Source organism: Methanoregula sp. (assembly GCF_049518935.1).
Classification (GTDB): Archaea; Halobacteriota; Methanomicrobia; order Methanomicrobiales; family Methanospirillaceae; genus Methanoregula.
Genome location: NZ_JBEKRH010000011.1, coordinates 36,201 through 57,643, shown reverse-complemented (window position 1 = coordinate 57,643; position 21,443 = coordinate 36,201). Strand labels below are relative to the sequence as shown.

At 55.0% G+C, this 21,443-nt stretch carries 21 protein-coding genes; 12 read left to right on the top strand and 9 right to left on the bottom strand.

Features of this window, described 5'->3' with window-relative positions; genetic code table 11:
* Positions 1–15: 15 nt before the first annotated feature.
* The 5 genes from ilvB to mreA all read left to right on the top strand — a co-directional run bounded on the left by ilvB (position 16) and on the right by mreA (position 6,204).
* Entirely contained in the window at positions 16–1,689 is a 1,674-nt protein-coding gene (gene ilvB / locus ABSE13_RS08420; protein ID WP_424028073.1) for a biosynthetic-type acetolactate synthase large subunit, read from the top strand.
* On the top strand, positions 1,686–2,189 hold the full coding sequence (ilvN, locus tag ABSE13_RS08415; RefSeq protein ID WP_424028071.1) for an acetolactate synthase small subunit: 504 nt from the start codon (positions 1,686–1,688) through the stop codon (positions 2,187–2,189). Before ilvB ends, ilvN begins: the two co-directional genes overlap by 4 nt.
* Positions 2,190–3,143: 954 nt before the next feature.
* Complete coding sequence (locus ABSE13_RS08410) at positions 3,144–4,061, top strand: ATP-binding protein (RefSeq protein ID WP_424028070.1); 918 nt, start codon at positions 3,144–3,146, stop codon at positions 4,059–4,061.
* Positions 4,062–5,319: 1,258 nt separating this feature from the next.
* A complete protein-coding gene (locus tag ABSE13_RS08405) occupies positions 5,320–5,718 on the top strand; it encodes a response regulator (protein WP_424028069.1) in 399 nt (132 codons plus the stop codon).
* Positions 5,719–5,829: 111 nt separating this feature from the next.
* Complete coding sequence (gene mreA / locus ABSE13_RS08400; RefSeq protein ID WP_424028068.1) at positions 5,830–6,204, top strand: MreA family transcriptional regulator; 375 nt, start codon at positions 5,830–5,832, stop codon at positions 6,202–6,204.
* Here the strand turns inward: mreA and ABSE13_RS08395 are convergent.
* The 7 genes from ABSE13_RS08395 to ABSE13_RS08365 all read right to left on the bottom strand — a co-directional run bounded on the left by ABSE13_RS08395 (position 6,107) and on the right by ABSE13_RS08365 (position 13,441).
* Complete coding sequence (locus tag ABSE13_RS08395; RefSeq protein WP_424028067.1) at positions 6,107–6,535, bottom strand: KilA-N domain-containing protein; 429 nt, start codon at positions 6,533–6,535, stop codon at positions 6,107–6,109. The two genes, mreA and ABSE13_RS08395, sit on opposite strands and share 98 nt — an antisense overlap.
* A gap of 234 nt (positions 6,536–6,769) precedes the next feature.
* Positions 6,770–7,618: a hypothetical protein gene (locus ABSE13_RS08390; RefSeq protein WP_424028066.1), complete on the bottom strand. Its 849-nt coding sequence runs from the start codon at positions 7,616–7,618 to the stop codon at positions 6,770–6,772.
* A 153-nt stretch (positions 7,619–7,771) separates the two neighbouring features.
* Positions 7,772–8,401: a 2'-5' RNA ligase family protein gene (locus tag ABSE13_RS08385; RefSeq protein ID WP_424028065.1), complete on the bottom strand. Its 630-nt coding sequence runs from the start codon at positions 8,399–8,401 to the stop codon at positions 7,772–7,774.
* Positions 8,398–8,637: a hypothetical protein gene (locus ABSE13_RS08380; protein ID WP_424028064.1), complete on the bottom strand. Its 240-nt coding sequence runs from the start codon at positions 8,635–8,637 to the stop codon at positions 8,398–8,400. The genes ABSE13_RS08385 and ABSE13_RS08380 overlap by 4 nt, the downstream gene beginning before the upstream one ends.
* A 491-nt stretch (positions 8,638–9,128) precedes the next feature.
* Positions 9,129–9,653, bottom strand: a complete 525-nt coding sequence (locus ABSE13_RS08375; protein WP_424028063.1) for a DUF5683 domain-containing protein — start codon at positions 9,651–9,653, stop codon at positions 9,129–9,131.
* A gap of 232 nt (positions 9,654–9,885) precedes the next feature.
* A complete protein-coding gene (locus ABSE13_RS08370) occupies positions 9,886–11,457 on the bottom strand; it encodes an L-lactate permease (protein ID WP_424028062.1) in 1,572 nt (523 codons plus the stop codon).
* Between the two features lie 157 nt (positions 11,458–11,614).
* A complete protein-coding gene (locus tag ABSE13_RS08365) occupies positions 11,615–13,441 on the bottom strand; it encodes a histidine kinase N-terminal 7TM domain-containing protein (protein ID WP_424028061.1) in 1,827 nt (608 codons plus the stop codon).
* Between the two features lie 236 nt (positions 13,442–13,677).
* On the opposite strand from ABSE13_RS08365, the gene ABSE13_RS08360 reads away from it, so the two are divergent.
* The 6 genes from ABSE13_RS08360 to ABSE13_RS08335 all read left to right on the top strand — a co-directional run bounded on the left by ABSE13_RS08360 (position 13,678) and on the right by ABSE13_RS08335 (position 18,555).
* Positions 13,678–14,994 carry a protoporphyrinogen/coproporphyrinogen oxidase gene (locus ABSE13_RS08360; protein WP_424028060.1) on the top strand — a complete coding sequence of 439 codons (1,317 nt, stop codon included), beginning with the start codon at positions 13,678–13,680 and terminating at the stop codon, positions 14,992–14,994.
* Between the two features lie 66 nt (positions 14,995–15,060).
* Positions 15,061–15,759: a glycosyltransferase family 2 protein gene (locus ABSE13_RS08355; RefSeq protein WP_424028059.1), complete on the top strand. Its 699-nt coding sequence runs from the start codon at positions 15,061–15,063 to the stop codon at positions 15,757–15,759.
* Between the two features lie 37 nt (positions 15,760–15,796).
* Positions 15,797–16,219 carry a PaaI family thioesterase gene (locus tag ABSE13_RS08350; RefSeq protein WP_424028058.1) on the top strand — a complete coding sequence of 141 codons (423 nt, stop codon included), beginning with the start codon at positions 15,797–15,799 and terminating at the stop codon, positions 16,217–16,219.
* Between the two features lie 87 nt (positions 16,220–16,306).
* Positions 16,307–16,600, top strand: a complete 294-nt coding sequence (locus ABSE13_RS08345; RefSeq protein ID WP_424028057.1) for a hypothetical protein — start codon at positions 16,307–16,309, stop codon at positions 16,598–16,600.
* Positions 16,601–16,695: 95 nt separating this feature from the next.
* Positions 16,696–17,256 carry a ferredoxin domain-containing protein gene (locus ABSE13_RS08340; protein WP_424028056.1) on the top strand — a complete coding sequence of 187 codons (561 nt, stop codon included), beginning with the start codon at positions 16,696–16,698 and terminating at the stop codon, positions 17,254–17,256.
* A 219-nt stretch (positions 17,257–17,475) separates the two neighbouring features.
* Positions 17,476–18,555, top strand: coding sequence for a GHMP family kinase ATP-binding protein (locus ABSE13_RS08335; protein WP_424028055.1), 1,080 nt, complete (start codon positions 17,476–17,478; stop codon positions 18,553–18,555).
* Between the two features lie 75 nt (positions 18,556–18,630).
* Here ABSE13_RS08335 and ABSE13_RS08330 read toward each other — a convergent pair whose 3' ends face one another.
* A complete protein-coding gene (locus ABSE13_RS08330; protein WP_424028054.1) occupies positions 18,631–19,272 on the bottom strand; it encodes a VTT domain-containing protein in 642 nt (213 codons plus the stop codon).
* A 207-nt stretch (positions 19,273–19,479) separates the two neighbouring features.
* Here ABSE13_RS08330 and ABSE13_RS08325 point away from each other — a divergent pair, with 207 nt between their 5' ends.
* A complete protein-coding gene (locus tag ABSE13_RS08325; RefSeq protein WP_424028053.1) occupies positions 19,480–20,322 on the top strand; it encodes a PEGA domain-containing protein in 843 nt (280 codons plus the stop codon).
* 423 nt (positions 20,323–20,745) lie between these two features.
* Here ABSE13_RS08325 and ABSE13_RS08320 read toward each other — a convergent pair whose 3' ends face one another.
* Complete coding sequence (locus ABSE13_RS08320; protein ID WP_424028052.1) at positions 20,746–21,306, bottom strand: class I SAM-dependent methyltransferase; 561 nt, start codon at positions 21,304–21,306, stop codon at positions 20,746–20,748.
* Between the last annotated feature and the right edge of the window lie 137 nt (positions 21,307–21,443).

Genomic DNA, 21,443 nt, shown 5'->3' with positions numbered 1-21,443 from the left:
ACTGAGGGACAGGACATGAAAACCGGGGCAAAAATCCTCGTCGAATCACTCCAGCGCGAAGGGACCGAGATCATCTTCGGGTACCCGGGCGGAGTGGTGCTGCCGATCTATGATGAACTCTACGACTCGTCATTGCGGCACATCCTTGTACGGCACGAACAGGCTGCAGCGCATGCCGCGGACGGCTATGCGAGGGCAAGCGGTCGTGTAGGCGTATGCCTCGCCACGTCAGGGCCCGGTGCCTGTAACCTTGTTACTGGCATTGCCACGGCCTACATGGATTCGATCCCCATAGTAGCACTGACCGGGCAGGTGCCGACGAACCTGCTGGGCAACGACGCCTTCCAGGAGTCCGACATCACCGGCATAACGATGCCGATCACGAAGCACAACTATCTCGTGAAGAAAACCGAAGACCTCAGTCGTGTCATCCAGGAGGCATTCTATATCGCGGGGACGGGACGGCCCGGGCCGGTGCTTGTCGATATCCCGAAGGATGTCAGCACAACCTCGATTAAGGAAACGCCGCTGCCGGATAAAGTGGTTCTGCGGGGATACAATCCGACCTACACGGGCCACAAGCGCCAGATCGAGAAGGCGCTCCAGCTGATCGCAGCAGCCGAGCGGCCAGTGATCTATGCCGGCGGAGGTGTAATCCTCTCCAATGCCTCGGCAGAACTGGTCCGGATCGCTACCGAGCTCGGTATCCCGGTCACCACGACGCTGATGGGGCTTGGCGCAATCCCGGGCGATCACCCGCTCAACCTCGGGATGCTCGGCATGCACGGCACCGAATACGCAAACTTTGCGATCACGGAAAGCGATCTCCTGATCGCGATTGGTGTCCGGTTCGATGACCGGGTCACCGGGAAAACGGATACGTTCGCTCCCCACGCGAAGATCATCCACATCGATATCGACCCGGCTGAGATTGGCAAGAACAAGCGGGTCGACGTCCCGATTGTCGGCGATATAAAGTCCGTGCTGACCGATATGCTCAACTTCCTCAAAAAGAACGGCCTGCACGAAGCCTGGATCAAGAAGATTAAACACTGGAAGCAGCACCACCCGCTCAAGTGCCCGGACGACGGCGGGCTCCACCCGCAGTACATCATCCGGCAGATGAACGAACTCGTGGACGGCAATGCGGTGGTCGTCTCGGAAGTCGGCCAGAACCAGATGTGGACCGCCCAGCACTTCTGCTTCAGGCACCCCCGTTCATGGATCACGTCCGGCGGCCTTGGCACCATGGGCTACGGGTTCCCGGCAGCGATTGGCGCAACCTTTGCCCGGCCTGATGTGCCGGTCTTCGATGTGGCAGGAGACGGCAGCATCCAGATGAACATCCAGGAGATGGGGACGGCTGCCCAGTACAATATTCCGGTGAAGATTGTGATCCTGAACAACATGTTCCTCGGCATGGTCCGGCAGTGGCAGGAACTCTTCTATGACCGGCGCTACTCGTACACCGAGCTGCCGCCCGTGGAGTTTGTCAAGATTGCAAATGCGTACGGTATCGATGGCATCAAGGTGGAATCACCGGAAGACGTCATGCCGGCCCTCAAAGCCGCTATCGACTGCGACGGCCCGTTCGTCATGGACTTCCGCGTTGAGCGGGAAGAGAACGTCTTCCCGATGGTGCCGGCAGGTGCCGCGATCAACGAGATGATCGGGGGGCACCCGCGATGAAGCCGCACACGCTCTCCGTGCTGGTTGAGAACCGGGCTGGTGTCCTGTCACGGGTCACCGGGCTCTTCTCCCGGCGCGGATTCAACATTGAGAGCCTCGCGGTGGGGCCCTGCGAGGAGCCGGGCATGAGCCGGATCACCATCGTCGTAGTAGGCGATGATGAGAAAGTCGAGCAGATCATGAAGCAGCTGAATAAGCTGATCGACGTGATCAAGGTCTCCGATCTCTCGGACAATGAACGGGTTGAGCGCGAACTGGCTCTGATCAAGGTGACCGCGGATACGGGCACTTCCCGGTCCGAGATCATGCAGATCGCCGAGATCTTCCGGGCACAAATCGTAGACGTCAGCCCCAAGTCCCTGATCCTCCAGGTAATCGGGGAGACGGAAAAGATTGAGGCGCTGGAGAAACTGCTGCGCCAGTACGGCGTCAAGGAGTTTGTCCGGACCGGGACTGTGGGGATTCTCCGCGGGTCAAAGGCCGTGTCGGGCGGGAAGTAACTTTTTTTGATGAGAAGCGTTAGTATTTTCTCCGGTATCATCCCATAAAATTTTCATTTATGCACGGGGAATGATCCGGTAACGGGTAGGACGTGCAGGATTCCTCTTCCCACGCATCACCCACCGGACAGCTCACGGCTTCACCACCATGCCCGACCGGCCAGGCCCGCTGCCCGGGTGGACCCCGGTTCAGGCAGTTGGCACGCACCTACGGCCCGGAAAAAAATTCAATAAACCACACCATTCTCAAAAATTCTCAAAAACCCCCAACCCTTGCACAAAATATTTTCAAGACCCCAATGACCCCTCCTCGACATTTTTTCATCACGGTCTCGACCCGGGCGCGATGGATGCAAAAATCCCGTGGATGAAACAGTGGGTTCAAGTGCAATAAGGTGACGGGGACCGGACCCGGCCGGGATATCATCCCTCTTGAAAAATTTTTAATGACCTCTCTACTCCCTCATCAAAAATTTTCCCGGACCCCTCAAATCCTGCCTGAAATTTTTTCTGCGACCTCGCGGACCCGGCGGAATTGTTTTCAAAAAAAAAATTTGCTCATTAAAAATTTTTCCGGAAAACAGGGGAATCGGAGCCCGCACAGGGTGTATTTCGGAGGTACTCTGAAACCGGGGTGTCTCCGACGAAAGGATGGTCTCCAGAGCAGGCGTTGTACCTTTCTGCAAGAACGGCCCAGGCCTCAGTCCAGAGTTCCTGTTTCATGGAATTTGTACGGTTGTTAATCCGCCGCGGGGCGCCTTTCGGGGCGGCGGCCGGTCATCACAATTTTCAGAATTATTACGGCCCGGTAAAAAATTTTCAAAAAAAATTTCCGAAAAAATTTTCGGGTTTTCTAAAAAAATTTCATGGAAGACAATAAAACACCATGCTCCGGATTCCCTCTCCGGAAGCTTCATAGCCTGATCCGATAATATCCAACGCGGGAGACCTGCCATGAAACGGAAGATCATCAGCATTGACGACAGGAAATGTACTGGATGCGGCCAGTGCATCCCGGACTGCCCGGAGGGGGCTCTCCAGCTGATCGAGGGAAAGGCCCGGCTTGTCAGTGACATTTTCTGCGATGGCCTCGGGGCCTGCATCGGCACCTGCCCGGAGGGAGCGATCTCGGTGATCGAGCGCGAGGCCGTACCGTACGACGAGAAGATCGTAATGGAAAATATTGTAAAGCAGGGCTCGTCCGTGATCAAGGCCCATCTCGAACACCTCGTGGGACACGGGCAGACCGCATTCTACAACCAGGCGATCGAGTACTTGATCGAGTACGACATTGCCATTCCCGATCATACAGCACCTGAACGCAGGAAAGCCACTCCACCTCCCTGCGGGGTACATCCCATGGCTGGCAGGATGGGGGAAGGTGTCTGCCCTCCCGAGCCACATGCTCCGCACCTGCCTGCAGTCTGCCCCGGCTCAGCAGCCATGAGTATACCCCGCAACGGCCGTAGTGGAATGCCGCGCCAGCCCACCGGCGGGACGACCGGCTCCGAGCTCCGGCAATGGCCGGTCCAGCTTGCACTCCTGAATCCTGCGGCCCCGTACTTCGACAACGCCGACCTCCTCGTCTCCGCGGACTGCGTCCCGTTCGCGTACCCCGGGTTCCACGCGGAATTCCTGCGGGGCAGGATTTTGATCATCTTCTGCCCGAAACTGGATTCGGATATCGACGGGTATATCGCGAAGCTCGCCGCGATCTTCAAGCAGCACACGATCAAATCGATCACACTCCTCCACATGGAAGTCCCGTGTTGTGGCGGTGTCAGGTATGTTGTGGATAAGGCGCTCGAAATGGCCGGGGTGAAGATCCCGGTTGAAGAGAAGACGGTGACGATTGAAGGGGGGGTGGAGTAACACCGGTAAACGCGTTGCTTCATCCTGCCGAAATAGAGCCTGGGGCAGATCTCCAGACCGTGACGGGTCTGCCTCTTTGTTTTTCAGATTCTGTACAACTTCCACACAGCCCGGTTATTACATCCGTGGAGCAGTCCGCATATCTGGTATAGCATAAACAATCCCGGGTTTTAACAACCGGCATGGACTGGCGATGGGATTATTGTAACTCCAGAGTTCAATTATTCGCACCTCCCGGGGAATATCGCACCGGCCGTATGATTTCAATTTATCATGTCATGGGAAGAGGGGTGGTGAAGGTCAACTGATTAGCAGCAGTTGCCGGAAGGTGAAAACACCCGATGAAACTATTCAGACATCCATACCTTATCGTTGCATTACTGTGGTGTGCAGCCGTTATGCTCGCACCGATTGCCTTTGCACAGTCCGGCCCTGGCAGCATGCCCGGATCGGGAGGATCTGGTCCCGGACCAGCCTCCGGGAATATGAACGCGATGCCTGCCCGGCCGATGGGCGGCACGGGAAACTCCAATGCCCCGGGCGGACCACCGGGTGGCTCGCAGGATAGAGGAAATATGACAATGCCCCAGCAACCGTCAGGAGGTGATGGTAATGCAAACTCCTTCGGAGGTCCCGGGGGTTCGCAGGACATCGGGAACCTGACAATGCCGGAACCGCCTTCCGGCGGGTCCGGTAATACAACCGATACGGGCGGACCAGGTAACTGGCAGGGAAGCGGGAACATGACACGTCCTGATCTCCGGAACCAGGATTCCGGTAATATGACTGCCTCAGGCAATGGTCAGAACGGGTTGCGGGGGAACATGACCCGCCATGCTCCCGGAAACTGGAGTGCGGACAATGCCACCTTTCCGGGCAACGGACCTGGTGACTTGCTGGGGAACGGGAACATGACGTCACCACCACCTGGAAACTGGAGTGCCGGTAATTCGACGGCCCCGGGCAACGGACAGAACGGATGGCAAGCGAACGGGACACCGACTCCCGGCCCAGGCCAGGGCCAGACCAGTCAGTCTTCCGCAGGCACTATCTCAGACCTCGTGAGCAGGCTTCAGTCGCTACTCAATTCATTAATCTAAAAGCACGGAGGCCCTGAGCAGGCGGGAGAGGGAGACATGAGGGCAGGTATGATGAGGGGCATGTATAGCGATGCGGATCCGGATAGGTACCCCATTCGTTCCCCTGTCGTTGAAAAATCCGGGCGGGTATCCGTATCTCCTGCCGCTTCCGGAGAGAAATGATGATCTCCGTGGCCTATGTGGATGATGATCCCCATATTGCGCTCATGGTCTGCCTGCTCTGCCAGAGACAGGGCGGGATCACGATGCATGGATACGCCTCAGGGCAGGAGATGCTTGACATAATTTCACATTCTCCGGTTGAAGTCATCATATCGGATTATGACATGCCGGGGATAAACGGGATTGACCTTCTGGCTACGCTGCGATCGCGGGGAGACCTGACACCATTCATTCTTTTTACCGGTATGGAAGAGGCTGAGGTGATTGGAAAGGCAGTGAACCGATATCCGTTTGCCTGGATTCTTGTTAAAGGATGTACCATACACGGCCAGTTGCATCAGCTGGTTACGATGATCCGCATGGCGGCCCGGTATCCAGCAGTGCACAAAGGATGAATGCAGGAAATTTTTTTTCTGAAAAACTTTTTAAAAATATAACCATAAACTATTTATTAATTCAAATAAAAATTACATGAGAACAACCAAAAAATACACCAGGTGATACTTTTGAGACAAGAGATATTACAATATTTCACTGATAAGGAAGAGGAATTTGTCAATCTTCTCGTACAGGTTGGAATACAGAAAAAGATTGCCAAGGTGCTGGTGTTTCTCGCGAGCACACCGGAGACCACTTCCGTGGCAATTGAGCGCGGAGCCGACATGCGCCAACCTGAAGTGAGCGCAGCAATGAAATACCTGATGGACCAGGGCTGGGTTAAGAGCGAAAAGAACCTCCCCGTGAACAAGGGCCGGCCAAGGAAAATCTACCGGCTGATAAAACCTATAACCGGGATCCTGAATGCAATCGAGAACGAGAAGAGAACAGAGGCGAGCGACCGGCTTGCCCTGGTAAGGAAATTACGGGATTATCCCTGGTGAGGCAGGGGGGAAAACCGGCTTTCCGGCCCGATTTTGAGATGAGGCCGACTGCGTGGGTCTTCTCAATCCATTGCTTATGAGTGAGGGTAAAACTGTTGAGCCCGGCAAGTTTTCTAAACCCGTCGAATTCCACGGGTTTAAAATCCGGATTGTTGGGACGCTCCCGGATTCCCAAAAATTCTACGGTATTACGGTTCCGTATCCAGTTCCGGATTAAATCATCAGTATTTTCCGGATCCTTGTATCGTGCGATGTCGGTGATGCAGATATAGTCCTCATCATTGAGTGAATAAATGGAAATTTCGGTTTCCAGCACACGGATATTTGCCATTCTTATTCCCCGGTCTTATCACCCGTTTATCGGATGATAAATACCCGGGTGCGGGGGGTGAGAGAGAAGATGATGAAGGCATCTTCGAAGTGATGCAGAGTGGATTCTCTGGAAAATTATCCACAGGGAATGCTTGAGAAGAATGCTTCAGCATTCGTTGAGGGGGTTCTGTGGGGAATTCGTTGGATCCACCTGAAACGGTAGTACTCAAAAAAGGAAGACGAAAATTCCTGCCTATCCTCTTTTTCCCTCATTCTTTTTCGTTGGCGTATGTTTGCGGAACTGGTTAAGCGGTACGGATGAACGCTGACCTGCGGGTTTCGATTCGGCAGGAGATTTCCGGGGAGTGGGAGATGATGCTTTCAGGAGTTGTGCCGGATTTTTTTGGGGAGCAGGTGTTCCCGGATCTGCCCGTTTCTTTGGTGTCTCCATAGACGCTGCCGGGAATTCCGGATGAGAGGGATGTGCCTTTTCCGTACTTGAGGAGGGGATCGTCTGTGCAGGTTTCCTGTGAGCGGTCTCTCCTTTTCTTGCAACTCCCAGCCGGGTCTTGTATTTGCTTAAGTATTGCAGCAGTTTGAGAAAGATTTCTGCTTCGTCCTGAAGAGTGTACTCGATCTTCTTGAACTCCTTGTTGACATACCACTTGTTGATACGACCGGCATCAGATTTTTTCGAGGTGAACGTATCGAGTGTGGCTCCTTTGAACCGGCCGTCATTCAGAAGAACGATGACGGGCGCGAGATCAAAACGGGGTCGCTGGTAATACAGCTGGCGACTGGTAAGTTCCGGCAGAGTATATTGTTTGCATTTCGCGATGAGCATCTCGAAGGCATAATCGAGATTCATCCCTACCGGAATAAAATGCGTGACCGGCATCCCGGGCCTGAGAAACTCGTTGTAAAACCGGGTCACGATATCTTTTTCGGAACTCTCCCATCCTTTGAGAACAGTTAACTTCTCCAGCGGTTCACCGGAGGTCAGATCGATCTTCTGGTATTGGATGGTGATTAATGAATCAACTGCGGGATCGGGTTTTTCCCCGGCTTGATATCCTTCCAAAGCGAAATAGTAGGCCGGCATAAACTGATCTTATAACAAGAGATGAAATCCTTTTGTGTAAAGTTTTCTGCAATTCGACGGTTCGATCAGTCATGCATCTCACCGCTCCGGTCGAAGCCCCGGGCATTCCGTATCCGGACCACGCCGGGTCTGGTGAGTTGTCCCCGCACGATCTTACTCCCGTTCCCAGTTTCCGTCAGCCCACGTCTTAAGAATATCAAAATCCCGCATCCTTGTCGCCTTGCTCAGTGCCTGTGCCCGGCTCAGCATCCTCCCTTGAATAAAATCATATTCGCAGAGAATTTTTGAGTTACGGAGCAGTGTTGCCCGGATCGGATGGTGCCGGTAGATGACACTCTCCGGTCCTCTGAAATACCATTTTATTCTCTGGAAGGTGAGCCAGTCAAGTTTCATGGCGAGCGTAGCATGGAACCTGAATTCGTCGGCAGAATCGAGATCATAGTTCCGTAACGAGCAGTACGGGGAGATTGCCCGGGAGAGCTGATAGCGGAACTGTTTCAGGTTCTCGTCCGGTGTAATAGTGACATAGACCACCTTTGTATCGTCAAAAAATCCGTAACTCCCCAGCTCATATTTTGGCGTCACCTTCTGGTTCGTACATATTCGTGTGAAATCTTCCACGAGTTTTTCTTCATTGTCTGTAGAAAAAGGCCCGGCAAGGGTGATATGCGGGACGACCAGTTTTTCCCCGGGATTAAATTTTTCCTGTAGCTGATCGCTCAACGTGCGAAGCTGGTGCTTCACGGAACCCATCAGACGGATATCGATCAGGTAGCGGGTCATTTTTCACACCATTGAACAAAATCCAGTCCACCAGTCTCAGGGTAATAGTTCAGGAAATTTTCCGGAGTAAATGCAATACATTCTGTATGCATTTCCGGCACGAAATAATCTGGGTTGTTCTCCAGAATCTGAGCGAGTGCGTCCCGGATCTCCCACCATGATGACAACGTCCCAAACTTCATCTTACCCCCGTTTTGCCCGCCCCAAAGAGCCCATATGGACATGGTCTGAGACATGGATCTTTCACGACGTGAAAACTGCGGAAAATTACCCCCGGGGATGCACGGAGAAAGACACGCGTTTTCACGAATAAAACCTGGTTTTTTCCCGAAATGAGCAAATGGAGCCCTATACGGGCCCGGTCAGGAGGTACTCCCAAAACAACTCTCCCTCCGACGTGGCAATGGTTTTCGCTCCTCATGAGATACACGAAGAGATTCACGGATCTTCTTTGCAGGTGATGCGCAAATCATGCCAGGAGAAGAACGGTCTTCAGACAGTTTTTCGATAGGACCCCCGGAAAAGGGGAGCCGGTAGTCAGACTCCCGCTCATCTCCCTACCCCCGTTCCGCCGGGACATTCATGCGACTCCCACGATCCCGGGCTTCCGGTGATCGTTATATGGCCTGCACTGCTTTTCTGTACCTTAACCTCATGAAACATTTTGAGGGACGGGCGAGCGCGGGAACTGCGCATGGTCACTTGAGAGAGACTTCGGCTGTGCCGGTCAGAACAACCCGATCGTTTTGAACATCCGGTTGTAGCTGGCCATATCCGGCGAACCGAGCGGACCGAGCTCGGACATCAGGCTCGCCATCACCATCGCGATGATGATCAGGAGGACCGCAACAATCACGATCGCGGCAAAGACAATGAAGCCCACCATGTGCAGGGTATTGATCTCGATGAAATCCATCTCCCCGGAGTTCATCTTTGTTGCCACGGCGTACGCATCGTACATTGCATAGAGCCAGACGATGAGGCCGGGTATGATGAAGACGACCAGTCCCACGAGCGCCAGGATAAAGAGGGCAAACCCTTTCCTTGTCTCGCCATTGTAGACCTGCCCGAGACCGGGAAGGATCGACGAGCAGAACCCCGCGATCATGGTGCTCTTCTGCGGCCGGGGCGGGCCGGCACTGAACGGGAACCCGGCCGTGATGGTCCCGTCCATCCGGGCGCCGCATCCGCTGCAGAACCTCGGGAACTCCTCGTTTGAATCCTTGCCACAGTGCGGACAGGTATTGGCCATACAGGTACTCTTGAGGGAGATTGATCCACGGAAAATAAAAAGACTCGTTCGTCATAAGCGAATTTGTGCAGATACCGGGTTCAATATCCATCAGCTGGACAAGGCAGCCATATTTCCTGCAGGACACGGATTGGTCCATACCCGTCCATGCCCGCATCTTATATGCCCGGTTTTAAACAGTTGAAAAAGCGGGTATGATAAAGCGCGTAACGGGATTCTGCTAAAAAAAGGATCAGAAGATCAGCATCACAACAAGCATGACGCCGGTCAGGATCGTCAGCACGATCGCAACCGGTGCAACCTTGCGGATGACTTCACCTTCAATGCCCAGCTTGTCCACGACTGCTGCCGCGTTGATGATCTTCGCCACGGCCACTCCCGAAGCAATACCACCGGCAACCGCGTGCGCAGCATAGACCTGCATGAAGTTCAGGTTCAGGACATCCGTGGATTTCTTGAGGATCCCGTAGAACATGACGTTCGAAGATGATTCGCTGCCGGAGACGAAGGCACCAAAAAGGCCCAACATCGGGCTGAAGAGCGGGAATGCTACACCAAAGAAGAGGGCGAGCGAAAGTCCGATCACCACGTTCATGTTGAAGGCATTTGCCCCGGGGGCAAAGGTCACAGCACCGTTGACCACCGACTGGCCGGACCAGTCCATGACATAGGCTATCGCAAAGAAGACCATTGCGGCGAGCGTCGGACTCCAGGCCCGCTTCACCCAGAGAGAGAGGATATGCTTTGCCTCTTCACCGGTCCGGATCAGGAGCGGGGCGGCAATGATGGTGCTGATGAGCACCCAGAAGTAGGCCTGGTTCAGGAGCTTCAGGTCAACAAATTTGTTGGCCACGACGGGGATCTTCTGGATCGGCCCGAGGAAGTTGTAGAGACCCGACTGGATGAACGGGATGCTGATGATGATCGCAAAGGTGACGAGCAGGATCCAGGGGAAGGCCGCCTTCCAGAGTGGCATGCCGGCATCCGTTGAGGAGGTATCGACAGGGGCGGGGGCATTGAGGGGTTTTCCCCGGAGGGCCCGCAGGAGGAAGAGGACCGCGATCGTTACAAGACCTGAGAAAACCCCGACAAGGCCTATCGCAGAGGCCGGGAGGATATTGACAAAGATGATCGCGGAGAAACCGAGCGTCAGGCCCGCAATCAGCGCCGTGGAGAATCCTTTCTTCACACCTTCGAACCCGTCAGCGACCCAGAGCATACCCAGCGCAATACCGGTCGAAATGACCGGCAGGAAGAGGGCGACCGTGGTGCCGAGGAGTTTAGGGTCAAAGTTGAAAACCGATGCGGGGATCGTGATCGGAACCGCGAGGAGTGAGAAAGAGGTAAGCGGGTCATAGCCGAGACAGGGCAGGGCAACCGCCGCAATCGGGGAGAAACCGAGTGCCAGCATGATCGGCGGCAGCATCGTTACCGGTGTTGCACCGATCGACACAAGGAATGACCCGAACCCAACGTTCAGGATCATGATCTGTTCGTACCGCTCGGCTGCAATGGACTTGATGTACGCGGTGATCCGGGTAATCGCACCGGTCACGTCCATCATCGTCACCTGCAGGATGGTAAAGAGCACCATCAGCGATATGCCAAACGATGAGAGTACGCCGCTCCATGACGCATACACCGCAATGTCCGGCGAGGTCTGGAAGAACAGGATCGCCAGGATGACGGTCAGCAGCCAGCCGACAACGCCCATGAGCGTTCCCGACTGCTTCAGAAACACAAGCCCGATAAAGATCAGGATGATGGGCAGGATTGCAAGAATAAACTGAACAATGAGATCCACTTTGATCTACCCTCCGGGGTATGAAAAATATTTCTGCTATGCTATAGCATAACATTATCGTTTTGATTGTCCGCACCCGGAACCGTGTACCTCCCGCAGGACACGTACCGGAAGAGGGACGGCATGGTACCCGGATGGCGTGTTCCCTGCATGCCGGTCAGTCATCGCCCCGGCTCCCATTATACCGCCACGCCCCGGCCGGCACACGGATCTCAAACCGGGCGCCGTGACCCGGCTCCCCGTCCTCCGTGATCGTTATCCCGGTGATCGAGAGGATCTCGCGGGAGAGGAAGAGGCCGAGGCCGGTGTTCTTCCCGAACCCCCGCTCGAAGATCAGCGCCTTGTCCTCCGCAGCGATACCCGCGCCGTTGTCGGCAAAGACGAGTGCAAGGATACCGTCCGGGACCGTATCGGCACTGACCGTGATCGCGGAGAGGGTGTCGCCCCCATACCGCAGCGCATTGTCGATCAGGTTGTAGAAGACCTTCTCCAGCAAAGGGTCGGCAGACACTTCGAGGCCGGCCGGGCCAGCCTCCACGCGTATGCCCCGCAGGGGGAGTTCCGCTATCGCCATCCTGATACAGGCATCCACGCGCTGCCAGGCCGGGGCCTTCACCCCCAGGTCCTCGTAGACTTTAGTGAAGTCGATCTGGCGTGAGATCGTGTCGGCGATCGCCTGCTCTTTAACGAGATAATCCGCACGTGCCCGGGGGTCGTCACCAACTTCTTCACTAAGGAGGAGATATGCCTTGAGCCCCATCAGCTGGTTCCGGATATCGTGCCGGGTGATGCTGGAGAGGAGGTTGATCTTCCGGTTTGCCTCCGCAAGCGCAAACTCGGCCTGCTTGCGTTCCGTGATGTCCCGCAGGACGAAGAGGCCTCCCTCGGAACCGATCCCCGCCTCGCCAAGGGGCATCGCAATCACGTCGAAATACCGCGGCTGCCGGCCCCCGGGTGCAATCCGGCACTCGGCCCGTCTTCCCTCGTCCGGCAGGTTCGTTCCCCACAGGCCTTCGGGAAGCATGGGCAGGATCTCCCCGATCTCCCGGCCTATCGCGTCCCGCAGCGGCACCCCGGTAATCTGCTCGGCCGCGGGATTGAGATCGATCACCCGTGATGACCCGTTCGTCACGATCACGCCGTCCTGCATCGTGGCAATGACCTGCGTATACGCGACCGGGACGGAAGTGAACAGGTACCTGAAGAGCCCGAACGCGAGGATGAGACCCGAGATCATGAACGCGATGGGAGTGAAGTCGAGGGCCGGCAGGGGAGAGATCCGGAAGGTGCTCAGGATATTGCAGGCAAGGGGAACCTCAGCGGCGATAAGCATCAGGAGGATGGGGCGCCGGTGGTGTCCACCAGTAGCAGACAGATGGGAGATGATCAGGACGAGAGCAAGGATCGACACGAGGTAGGTGAAGGCGACCGCCAGCCAGAAGAACGGCCCGTGCCCGTGGAGCCAGATAACGGTCCCGTCGTATATCACCGGCGTGAAATCCGGGTAGTACAGGTGATGGAGCGGATTGGTGAACTCCATGAGGCAGAGCACGGCCGGGGCGGCAAAGAAGAGCGGAAGGGTCCTCAGGTTCACGTACCGTTCGCACCGGGTAAAGTACAGCACGAGAAGGAGAAACGCGACCGGGACGACCAGCATGCAGGGGACTTCGATATTATTGAAGAACAGGCCGGTATCGAGGTCCGGGCTCAGGATCTCAAAAATATACGCGTAGGTCCAGATCGTGAGGCTCGCCATAAGGAGAGTGAACGGGAGCGAGATCGGGATGTTCCGGTGGCGCCAGCCGGCAATGGCAAAGTACAGCGTGATTGTACCGGAGACCAGGTAGATGGCCACAAAGAGGAAAACGAGCAGGGAGACCGGGGGGGTCATGGCTGCAGCTTCTGAAGTGACGGCCCGGTGACGTGAGCCGGTATTCCTGCGCCGGATGCCCGGATGCCCGGCACACCGGGCAGCGGCAAGCATTTTCCGGTGGCGGTACCTGCATTGCCTTTCATCATATTTCCGGTATTTTTTCCGATACGATATTTGTTATGATCTGATATTTCGTAACTCCTGCCACATTACAAAGAAGACTCCGGACAAGGTCCCTGACGAGACACAGACCAGCTGGTGCTTCTCAAAACAATAATTCCTTCCTTCTTTTCCCGGCCACGCCGTTACGGTGAACCATATAAATCCTGCACGCCAACGTATGTGCAGTGACGACAGCGATTCTTGGTGCCGGTCTTGCCGGCCTGACTCTTGCCCGGCTCCTGCACGAGAAGGGTGAAGAAATAATCATCCTTGAAGCAGAGCCGGAGTATGGCGGGCTCTGTCGCTCGAAGATCCGGGAGGGGTTCACGTTCGATATCGGCGGGTCCCACATCATCTTCTCGCGGGACAACGAAGTCCTTGCATTCATGCGCCGGATGATCGCCGAGAACGAGCAGCGCAACAAACGGAACACAAAGATCTTCTACAAGAACCGGCACGTCAAGTACCCGTTCGAGAACGGGTTATACGAGCTCCCCCATGAAGACCGGTTTGCCTGCCTCCACGGGTTTGTCAGGAACCTGATCGCAGTCGAGAAAGGGGATGCCCGGAAGCCGGAGAACTTCCGGGAGTGGATTTACTATACCTTTGGCCCAGGCATCGCCGAGTGCTACATGGTGCCCTACAACGAAAAGATCTGGAAATATCCCACGGAGAAGATGTCGCTCCACTGGGTGGACGGGCGGATCCCCCGACCACCTGTCGAGGACATCCTCAAATCCGCGATTGGAATCGAGACCGAGGGCTATACGCACCAGGCAGTCTTCTCGTACCCGCTCGAAGGTGGGATTGAGGCGCTCGTCCGGTCCATTGCCCGACCGGTAGAAAAATTCATCCGCACCGGGTTCAGGGTCAGATCCGTGAAAAAAAACGGCGGCACCTGGCTTATCAGCAACGGAACAGAAACTCTCCGGGCCGACCGGGTGATCAGCACGATACCGGTCCAGCACCTGCTGCCCTGCCTCGAGAGCGTCCCTGCCCCGGTCCGCGAGGCATGCCAGGCACTGACCTACAACTCCCTCATCTGCGTCAACATAGGTATCAAAGGACCCATTCCGGCAATATCCTGGATGTACATTCCTGACAAGACCCTCGGCATGGCCAACCGGGTCTCGTTCCCCTCGAACTTCAGCGATCATGCGGCCCCGGAAGGCTGCAGCTCCGTTCTTGCAGAGATCACCCACCAGCCGGGAGACGAGCTCTCCGGCATCTCTGATGAGGAACTCGTCCGGGAAGTAACGGGAATGCTCGCGTCCATGCAGGTCTGCACCCCGGACAAAATCGTCTTCTCCTCAGTAGAACGCCAGCCATTTGCATATGTGGTATATGACCTCGCATACCAGCAGAATATCGCAGTTGTCAAAGACTATTGCACCGCAATCGGCATCCCTCTCGTAGGCCGGTTCTCCCAGTTTGAGTACCTGAACATGGACGGGGTCATTCGATCCGTCTTCGATTTTGTTGCACAGAACAACAATTCCTGAGCCGTTTTTGTGCATCACGCTTAATATCACTCAAGCCCAAAAATGAGAGAGGAGTCCAGAATTCCCATGATATCGGTGGTCATCCCGACTTTTAACGAGGAGGAGAATATCGCGCAGTGCCTGGTCTCGCTCTGCCACCAGACCGTTCCCCGGAGCGAGTACGAGATCATCGTTGTCGATGGCGGTTCAAAGGACGCCACCTGTGAGATAGCCCGGAAATATGCGGACCTGGTCTTCACCCAGACCAGCAGGAAGGTTGGCGGGGCCCGGAACGATGGCGTGAACGCGGCCAAAGGCGAAATTATTGCAACAACGGATGCGGACTGCATCCTCCCGTCTCACTGGATCAAGCGGATCGGCGAAGATTTCAAAAACCCCGCACTGGTGCAGCTGTACGGCCCGGTATACCCGATCGAAGAGGGGCTCAGGAACAAATTCTCGCTCTTCCTCGCAAACAGCTTCTCCCGGATCGGCTACTACAGCCAGACTTTCTATTACACGCTCGGGTGCAACACCGCGTTCCGGAAAGACGCGTTTCTCAGGGCGGGCATGTACCGCTGCATCGATGCCGGTGACGATCTCGAGATCGCGATGCGGCTCAAGGATCTCGGTTCGATTAAGTTCGACGAGAAACTCAAGGTCGGGTTCTCTATGCGCCGCTATAAGCAGTTTGGCACCATGCAGTCCATTTACGAATGGATCTCCATAGTTTCTGATGGTGGCGAGAGCGCGAAATACTCCTATACCCAGAAGAAATACAAATGATCTGCATCCCCCGGTTCCCGGAACGATCTCCCCCTCCATGACACAGAAATCCGATTCCCCCGGCATCGCACCGGACAGCACGGTGAAGAGGCAGATCGAGGCATTTGACCGGAGTGCCTTCGCTCTTTTGCTGGGCATGCAGGTCACCGAGGCCCGCGATGGCTACGCGCGGGTCACCATGCCATGTTCTGGCAAGAATAATGCCCACGGCGTTGCCCACGGGGGGGCAATCTTCTCGCTCGCGGATCATGCGTTCGGGGTTGCAGCAAACTGTAATGGGATCGACCGGGTTGCAGTCTCAGTGCACATCCAGTACCTCGTCCCTGCAACCGGGGACCTCGTGGCAGTTGCGAACCGGGTAGCTGACAACGGGAAGTACTCCACGTACCGGGTCATCGTATACGACGGCGAGAGGATGGTCGCCGCATTCGATGGCGTTGCGCTCATGGTCTCGGCATAACCTCACACCCTCTGCAAATTCTTCGTTTTTTCAGATTTCCTGCCATCATAGCAATTCTTTTATCGGGCATGCACCAACAGTCATTTCATGACAGAAGTCCGGCAAAAACCAGACCCGCTCCGGCTCGCCTCTGCAGTACTCCTTGGCGGCATGGTCGGCGTAATCCTCTTTCTCATTGTCGCTTTGATCATCGGGTTCTTCAACAACAGCATGGGAATGAACATCCCGCTCAACCTGCTGGCTCTCGAAAATATAACGAGCGTGATCCTGCTCGTCATCTTCATTCTGGCCAGTATCGGATGGTTTGTCCACCTTGTCCTGGTCACGCCGCCAACAGAAGCAGAGGAACCAGGAGAGCCAGACGACACAGATGACGACTGATGCAGGCCGGGATTCTCCGGAATATCCTTAATTCCCTTTTTTGATAGTACCGGAATACCGGCCTTTTATTCACCGGGACTGCCAGATACTCCGGTATGACTGTAGAAAAAGATGCTCTCGACACAGTAGCCGGACTGATGATCCTTGCGGCCCGCACAGCTCCAAAAGCGAGAGGCCAGGATACCCTCCTGTATAAAGTGCTCACGACCGGGGAGATCGCGGCAATCTCTGCCTGGCTTGCAAAAGAGGGAAAGGCACGGGATCTTGCCTTCTTTATCCGGGACTCAAAGAACTTTGCCGGGTCGGAAGCCTGCGTGCTCATCGGGGTGAAAGGAAATGAACCGGTCGGCATCAACTGCGGTGCGTGCGGTTTTGGAACCTGCACAGAGTACACAAAGGATTACGCGAAAAGGAAACATCCTGGTACCGATTACACAGGTCCGAACTGTGCGGTCCGGATGACCGATCTCGGGATTGCCGCAGGTTCGGCCGTGAAGACTGCCCAGATCCACAACGTGGACAACCGGCTCATGTTCACCGGCGGCGTGGCAGCGCTGTACCTCGGCTTCTTTGGCGAGGAATGCACAGTCGCTTATGCGATCCCACTCTCGGCTACGGGCAAGAACATCTTCTTTGACCGGGAACTGAAGAAATAAATTCCCGGTCTCTTTTTGTACTGACGTTTCCGGCATACACCGAACCATCTATTCATGTGACCCTGAAAAAGACCGGAGGGTGCGTTTCATGATCCGTTGCCGGAAGGGAACACGGGCCGGTGCCTGACTAAAAGTGATCCCTGTAATTGTCTTGCCGGATTCTTCCGGAACAAAAGATCACAACCATTTTATCTCCGGCCCCTGACAGTGAATGTATCTATGCCGATCATGAAGATACGTGGCGGCGATCTCGATCTCGTAGAGTACGAGTTCAAGGCGTTTGCCCCGGGAACAGATCTCAAGACACTGGGGCTTGAGAAGAAGAAGTTTGCCTTAAAACCAGTGACAGGAACCGTTCATGTCAGGGCACCCGCCCGTATCCACCTTACGGTGCTTGACATGAACAGGTTTGCGCCGGATCACCCGGGCGGGGGTGGCATCGGGTTTGCAATCCAGTGCTACTGCACGGCAGAAGCCGAATGCACGAAAAAGGAGATCGTCATCGACTATAACCGGGCGCCGATTGTCCGGAACTTCGTGGCGGTTTTCAGGAAAGCTGTGGGATATACCGGGGGGTTCCGGATAAAAATTACAGACCATGAGCACAAACACGTAGGACTCGGCTCAACCAGCACGGTGATGATCGCCGTTGCGACCGCAATGAACGAAGCGGTCGGTTGCCCGCTCTCCACCACGCAGCTCCGCCACCTGATCGGGCACAATTACGTAGAGGAGACCGCGGACGGCAGGATCGCCTTCGGGTTTGAAACCGGCGTAGGGCCGGCCGTGAGTGTTCATGGCGGGATGGCAGTGATGGGCGACGAACTCTCCCTCGCTTACCACCACCCGTTCGCGGAAGGCAGGAACGTCTTCATCATCATCCCGCCCACGGACATCTCCTCTGCCGGCACGCAGGAGTTCGATCTCCTGATGAACAAGGCCCGCACCCTCGATTACCGGGACCGCGAGCTCAAGGCCTACCTCTTCCTCATGGATCTCGTCCCTGCACTGGAGAAAGACGATCTCAGGAAAGCTGGCGACGTGATCTGGGAGATAGAGTTCCGGGGTTCGAAGCGGGCCGAGGTGGAGCACCATAGTTTCGAGATCTACCATCACATGAGCCAGCTTCGGGAGAAGAAACTGGAATTTGTCGGGATGAGTTCAGTTGGCCCGTCAATCGCCGTGGTCACGGAACTGGACAGGAAAGCCGTGGAGAAGCTGATCAAACCGCTCGGCCTCAAAATTGCCATCGCCACCGAAGTTGACAACAAGGGACTTGTCATCACGAGGAAGAAATAATTTTTTTATCTGAGGACCCTGATCCCGCCGGCAGGACGGCGAGAACCCGGAGAAATAAAGTAAACCTGAGGGCCCTTATTCCTTATCTTCTTCAGCAGGTTTTCTGCAGCAATAAGAAGAGATTATACCCCATGCAATGAAAAGCGCGGTTACAGCAGTGACGATAAGGACCCCGATCAGCAGGAAACCCATATTCTCCTGCACGACAGGAAACATTCCTATATAGTACCCGGCAAGCACCACCACGAGCGTCCATGCCGTTGCGCCGAGAATATTATAGAACAGGAACCGGTAGTATTGCATTGACCCCACACCGGCAAGGAAGGGTGCAAAGCTCCGCACGACCGGCACGAACCGGGAAACGAAGATGGTAGTGCCACCGTATTTTTCATAGAAACCGTAGGTTTTGTCAATGTACTCCTTTTTTACCAGGTCCGGGAACCGTTCGAGAAAGACATGGATCCCGACGTAGTTGCCGATCCAGTAATTGATGGTATCGCCAAGTACAGCACCGGCAATAATTGCGACAACCAGCCACCAGAGGTCGAGGATCCCGCTCGCGGCAGCCGCACCGGCAACAAACAGCAGTGAGTCACCGGGCAGGAACGGCATGATGACAAAACCGGTTTCCAGGAATATGATACAGAACAGGAGAAGATACGTCCACATCCCGTACTCATGCACAACGGCGGTGAAATGCCGATCAAGATGCAACATAAGGGGTATAATGGATTCGATCATATCTTCCGGTACTATGCACCCCGGGCATATATTAACCTGAGGAGATAGGCGGGTTTTTGTCGTGACAGGGCAAAGAGAAAATACTTAACGACTCCCGTATCGTACAGATATCTGATAATATCCGGCATGAAATACACCGGCCGCGTTCAACAGTCCGAATATGTACAGGAGGGAATATACTTCATGACACTGACACATTCACGCACCCCGCGCTGTGCACTTATTCTTGTCTGCATGGCGCTGCTGCTTGCCGGTCCGGTCCATGCATTTACTGCCAGTTCACTGGATATCACGGTCGATAAGAATGGCGATGCTGTTGCCATCTTCCGTTTCACGCTCGATGGCCTGATTGAGAATGCGATCCCCCAGTCCGTTCTGCAGGATCAGCTGCAGAAAGGACTTACGACCAGCAATGATCCCCCCCAACTCATCTCGATGGACCGGTCCAGCGCCACCCTCCTCTTAAAAAATTTCTCGGATGTATCAGATGTCCCTACCGGAACACAGTACCAGACCGCCACCATGGACTTCACAAAAGCGGAGATTGCCCTGAAAAATTCCGCGGTCAGCAGCGTAATCACTGCGGATTTCTCCCCGGCAGTTGTCACGGTGACCTTCCCGGACAATTATACCAAGGAGCTGGATAATGTCAATGATCTCCCGGCAATCACTCATATCATCATCGATCCCTCAAAACAGCAGGCAGTCGCGGACCGGTTAAAATATGGTGCGGTAAAGGTCATCTCATCACCATCAACCATCAAGGTATACATGGACGGCACCTATACCGGTGATGCACCCGCCACATTTTCCGATATCGCCCCGGGTACGCACTCCCTGAACTTCCAGAAGGATGGGTATACCCCCGTGACAGAAACGATCAATATCACCGGTGGGCAGACCCTCCAGATCTCGGTCTTCCTTGCCACGATCCCAACGACCCCGACGCCCAACGCCCCCGGGTTTCCAGGTATTCTTGCAGGAGTTGCCCTGGCAATCTGCGTAATAGTGCGGATGAAAAGATAGAAGAGGAAGAAATCATTTTCCGGATAGTTAGTCCGTTTTGAAAAAATAATTAAAAATTTCCCTTTTTCCATGTGCAGGAACAGTGGTTCAGAATTCTCACGTTTTCTAAAGAGCAACGCCCCCACGACGAAGCGGTGCGGAGGCCTCCTAAGAGAATGGGCTGACTTGCCATGAATTGATGCTATTGAAAAATTACCGGAATTTCCCGCTTGCTACTCTGCTTGCTACTCTTCTGGCACCTGCCAGCGCTGTTAAGATAAGCACCACAAGGAGTATTGGCCTGGGTGCTGGTGTAACCTGTACCAGGAGAACGGCAGACATGCACAGGAGCAGGATCACTCTTTGCGTAGTTCATGTGGTCGTTGTTTTTCATGGAGCACATCAGTGCGTGGATGATAAAAGATTTCAAAATGCGAAAAAGAATCAGGTTTTTTTGACAAAGACGGCATTGATCTCCGATCGTACATACGCCGTTCCCATCACCCGCATCGGCCAGGTACAGGTATCCACGGATTCTGCAACAAACCCTTTGAAGAGATCCACAACTTCCAGCACGGTAAAATAGTGGGTCTGGATCCCGGTTCCCCGTAAAAACGTCCCGGGCTCAGTCTCCCTCCCCCGGCCATACCGGAAGTCGTGGGTGGAAAAATCCCGGAAAAAGATCTGCCCCCCGGCCCGGATCACACGGCAGAGTTCCTGGAGGGCAATGGCCCTGTCCGCAACGGACTGGTGACCGAGCACATGGAACGCGAACATGGCATCAAATGATCCGGAACAAAACGGCATCTGCCGGACATCCGCGACGGCAAGGTTGCCTTCCTGCATCCCGGGGAATACCTGCTGTGCCAGGTGTGTTGCGTGAGGCGACAGGTCAATCCCGGTCACGTTCCATCCCTGATGGCTCATAGCGGACAGCGTCTTGCCATTGCCACATCCGAGTTCCAGGACCTGTGCATGGATAGGGAGTACCGGCAGGGAGTGCACTGCCCCTCCCCAGAGGGCCCCCCGTGCGGAATAATTCTCCTCCCAACGTTCCTCACCTCCCGGCATCCCGACCCTACCCTACCTGTCCTCTTAACATAGGTAATCCCGGCAAATACATGTATCGACGTGGGAGAGCC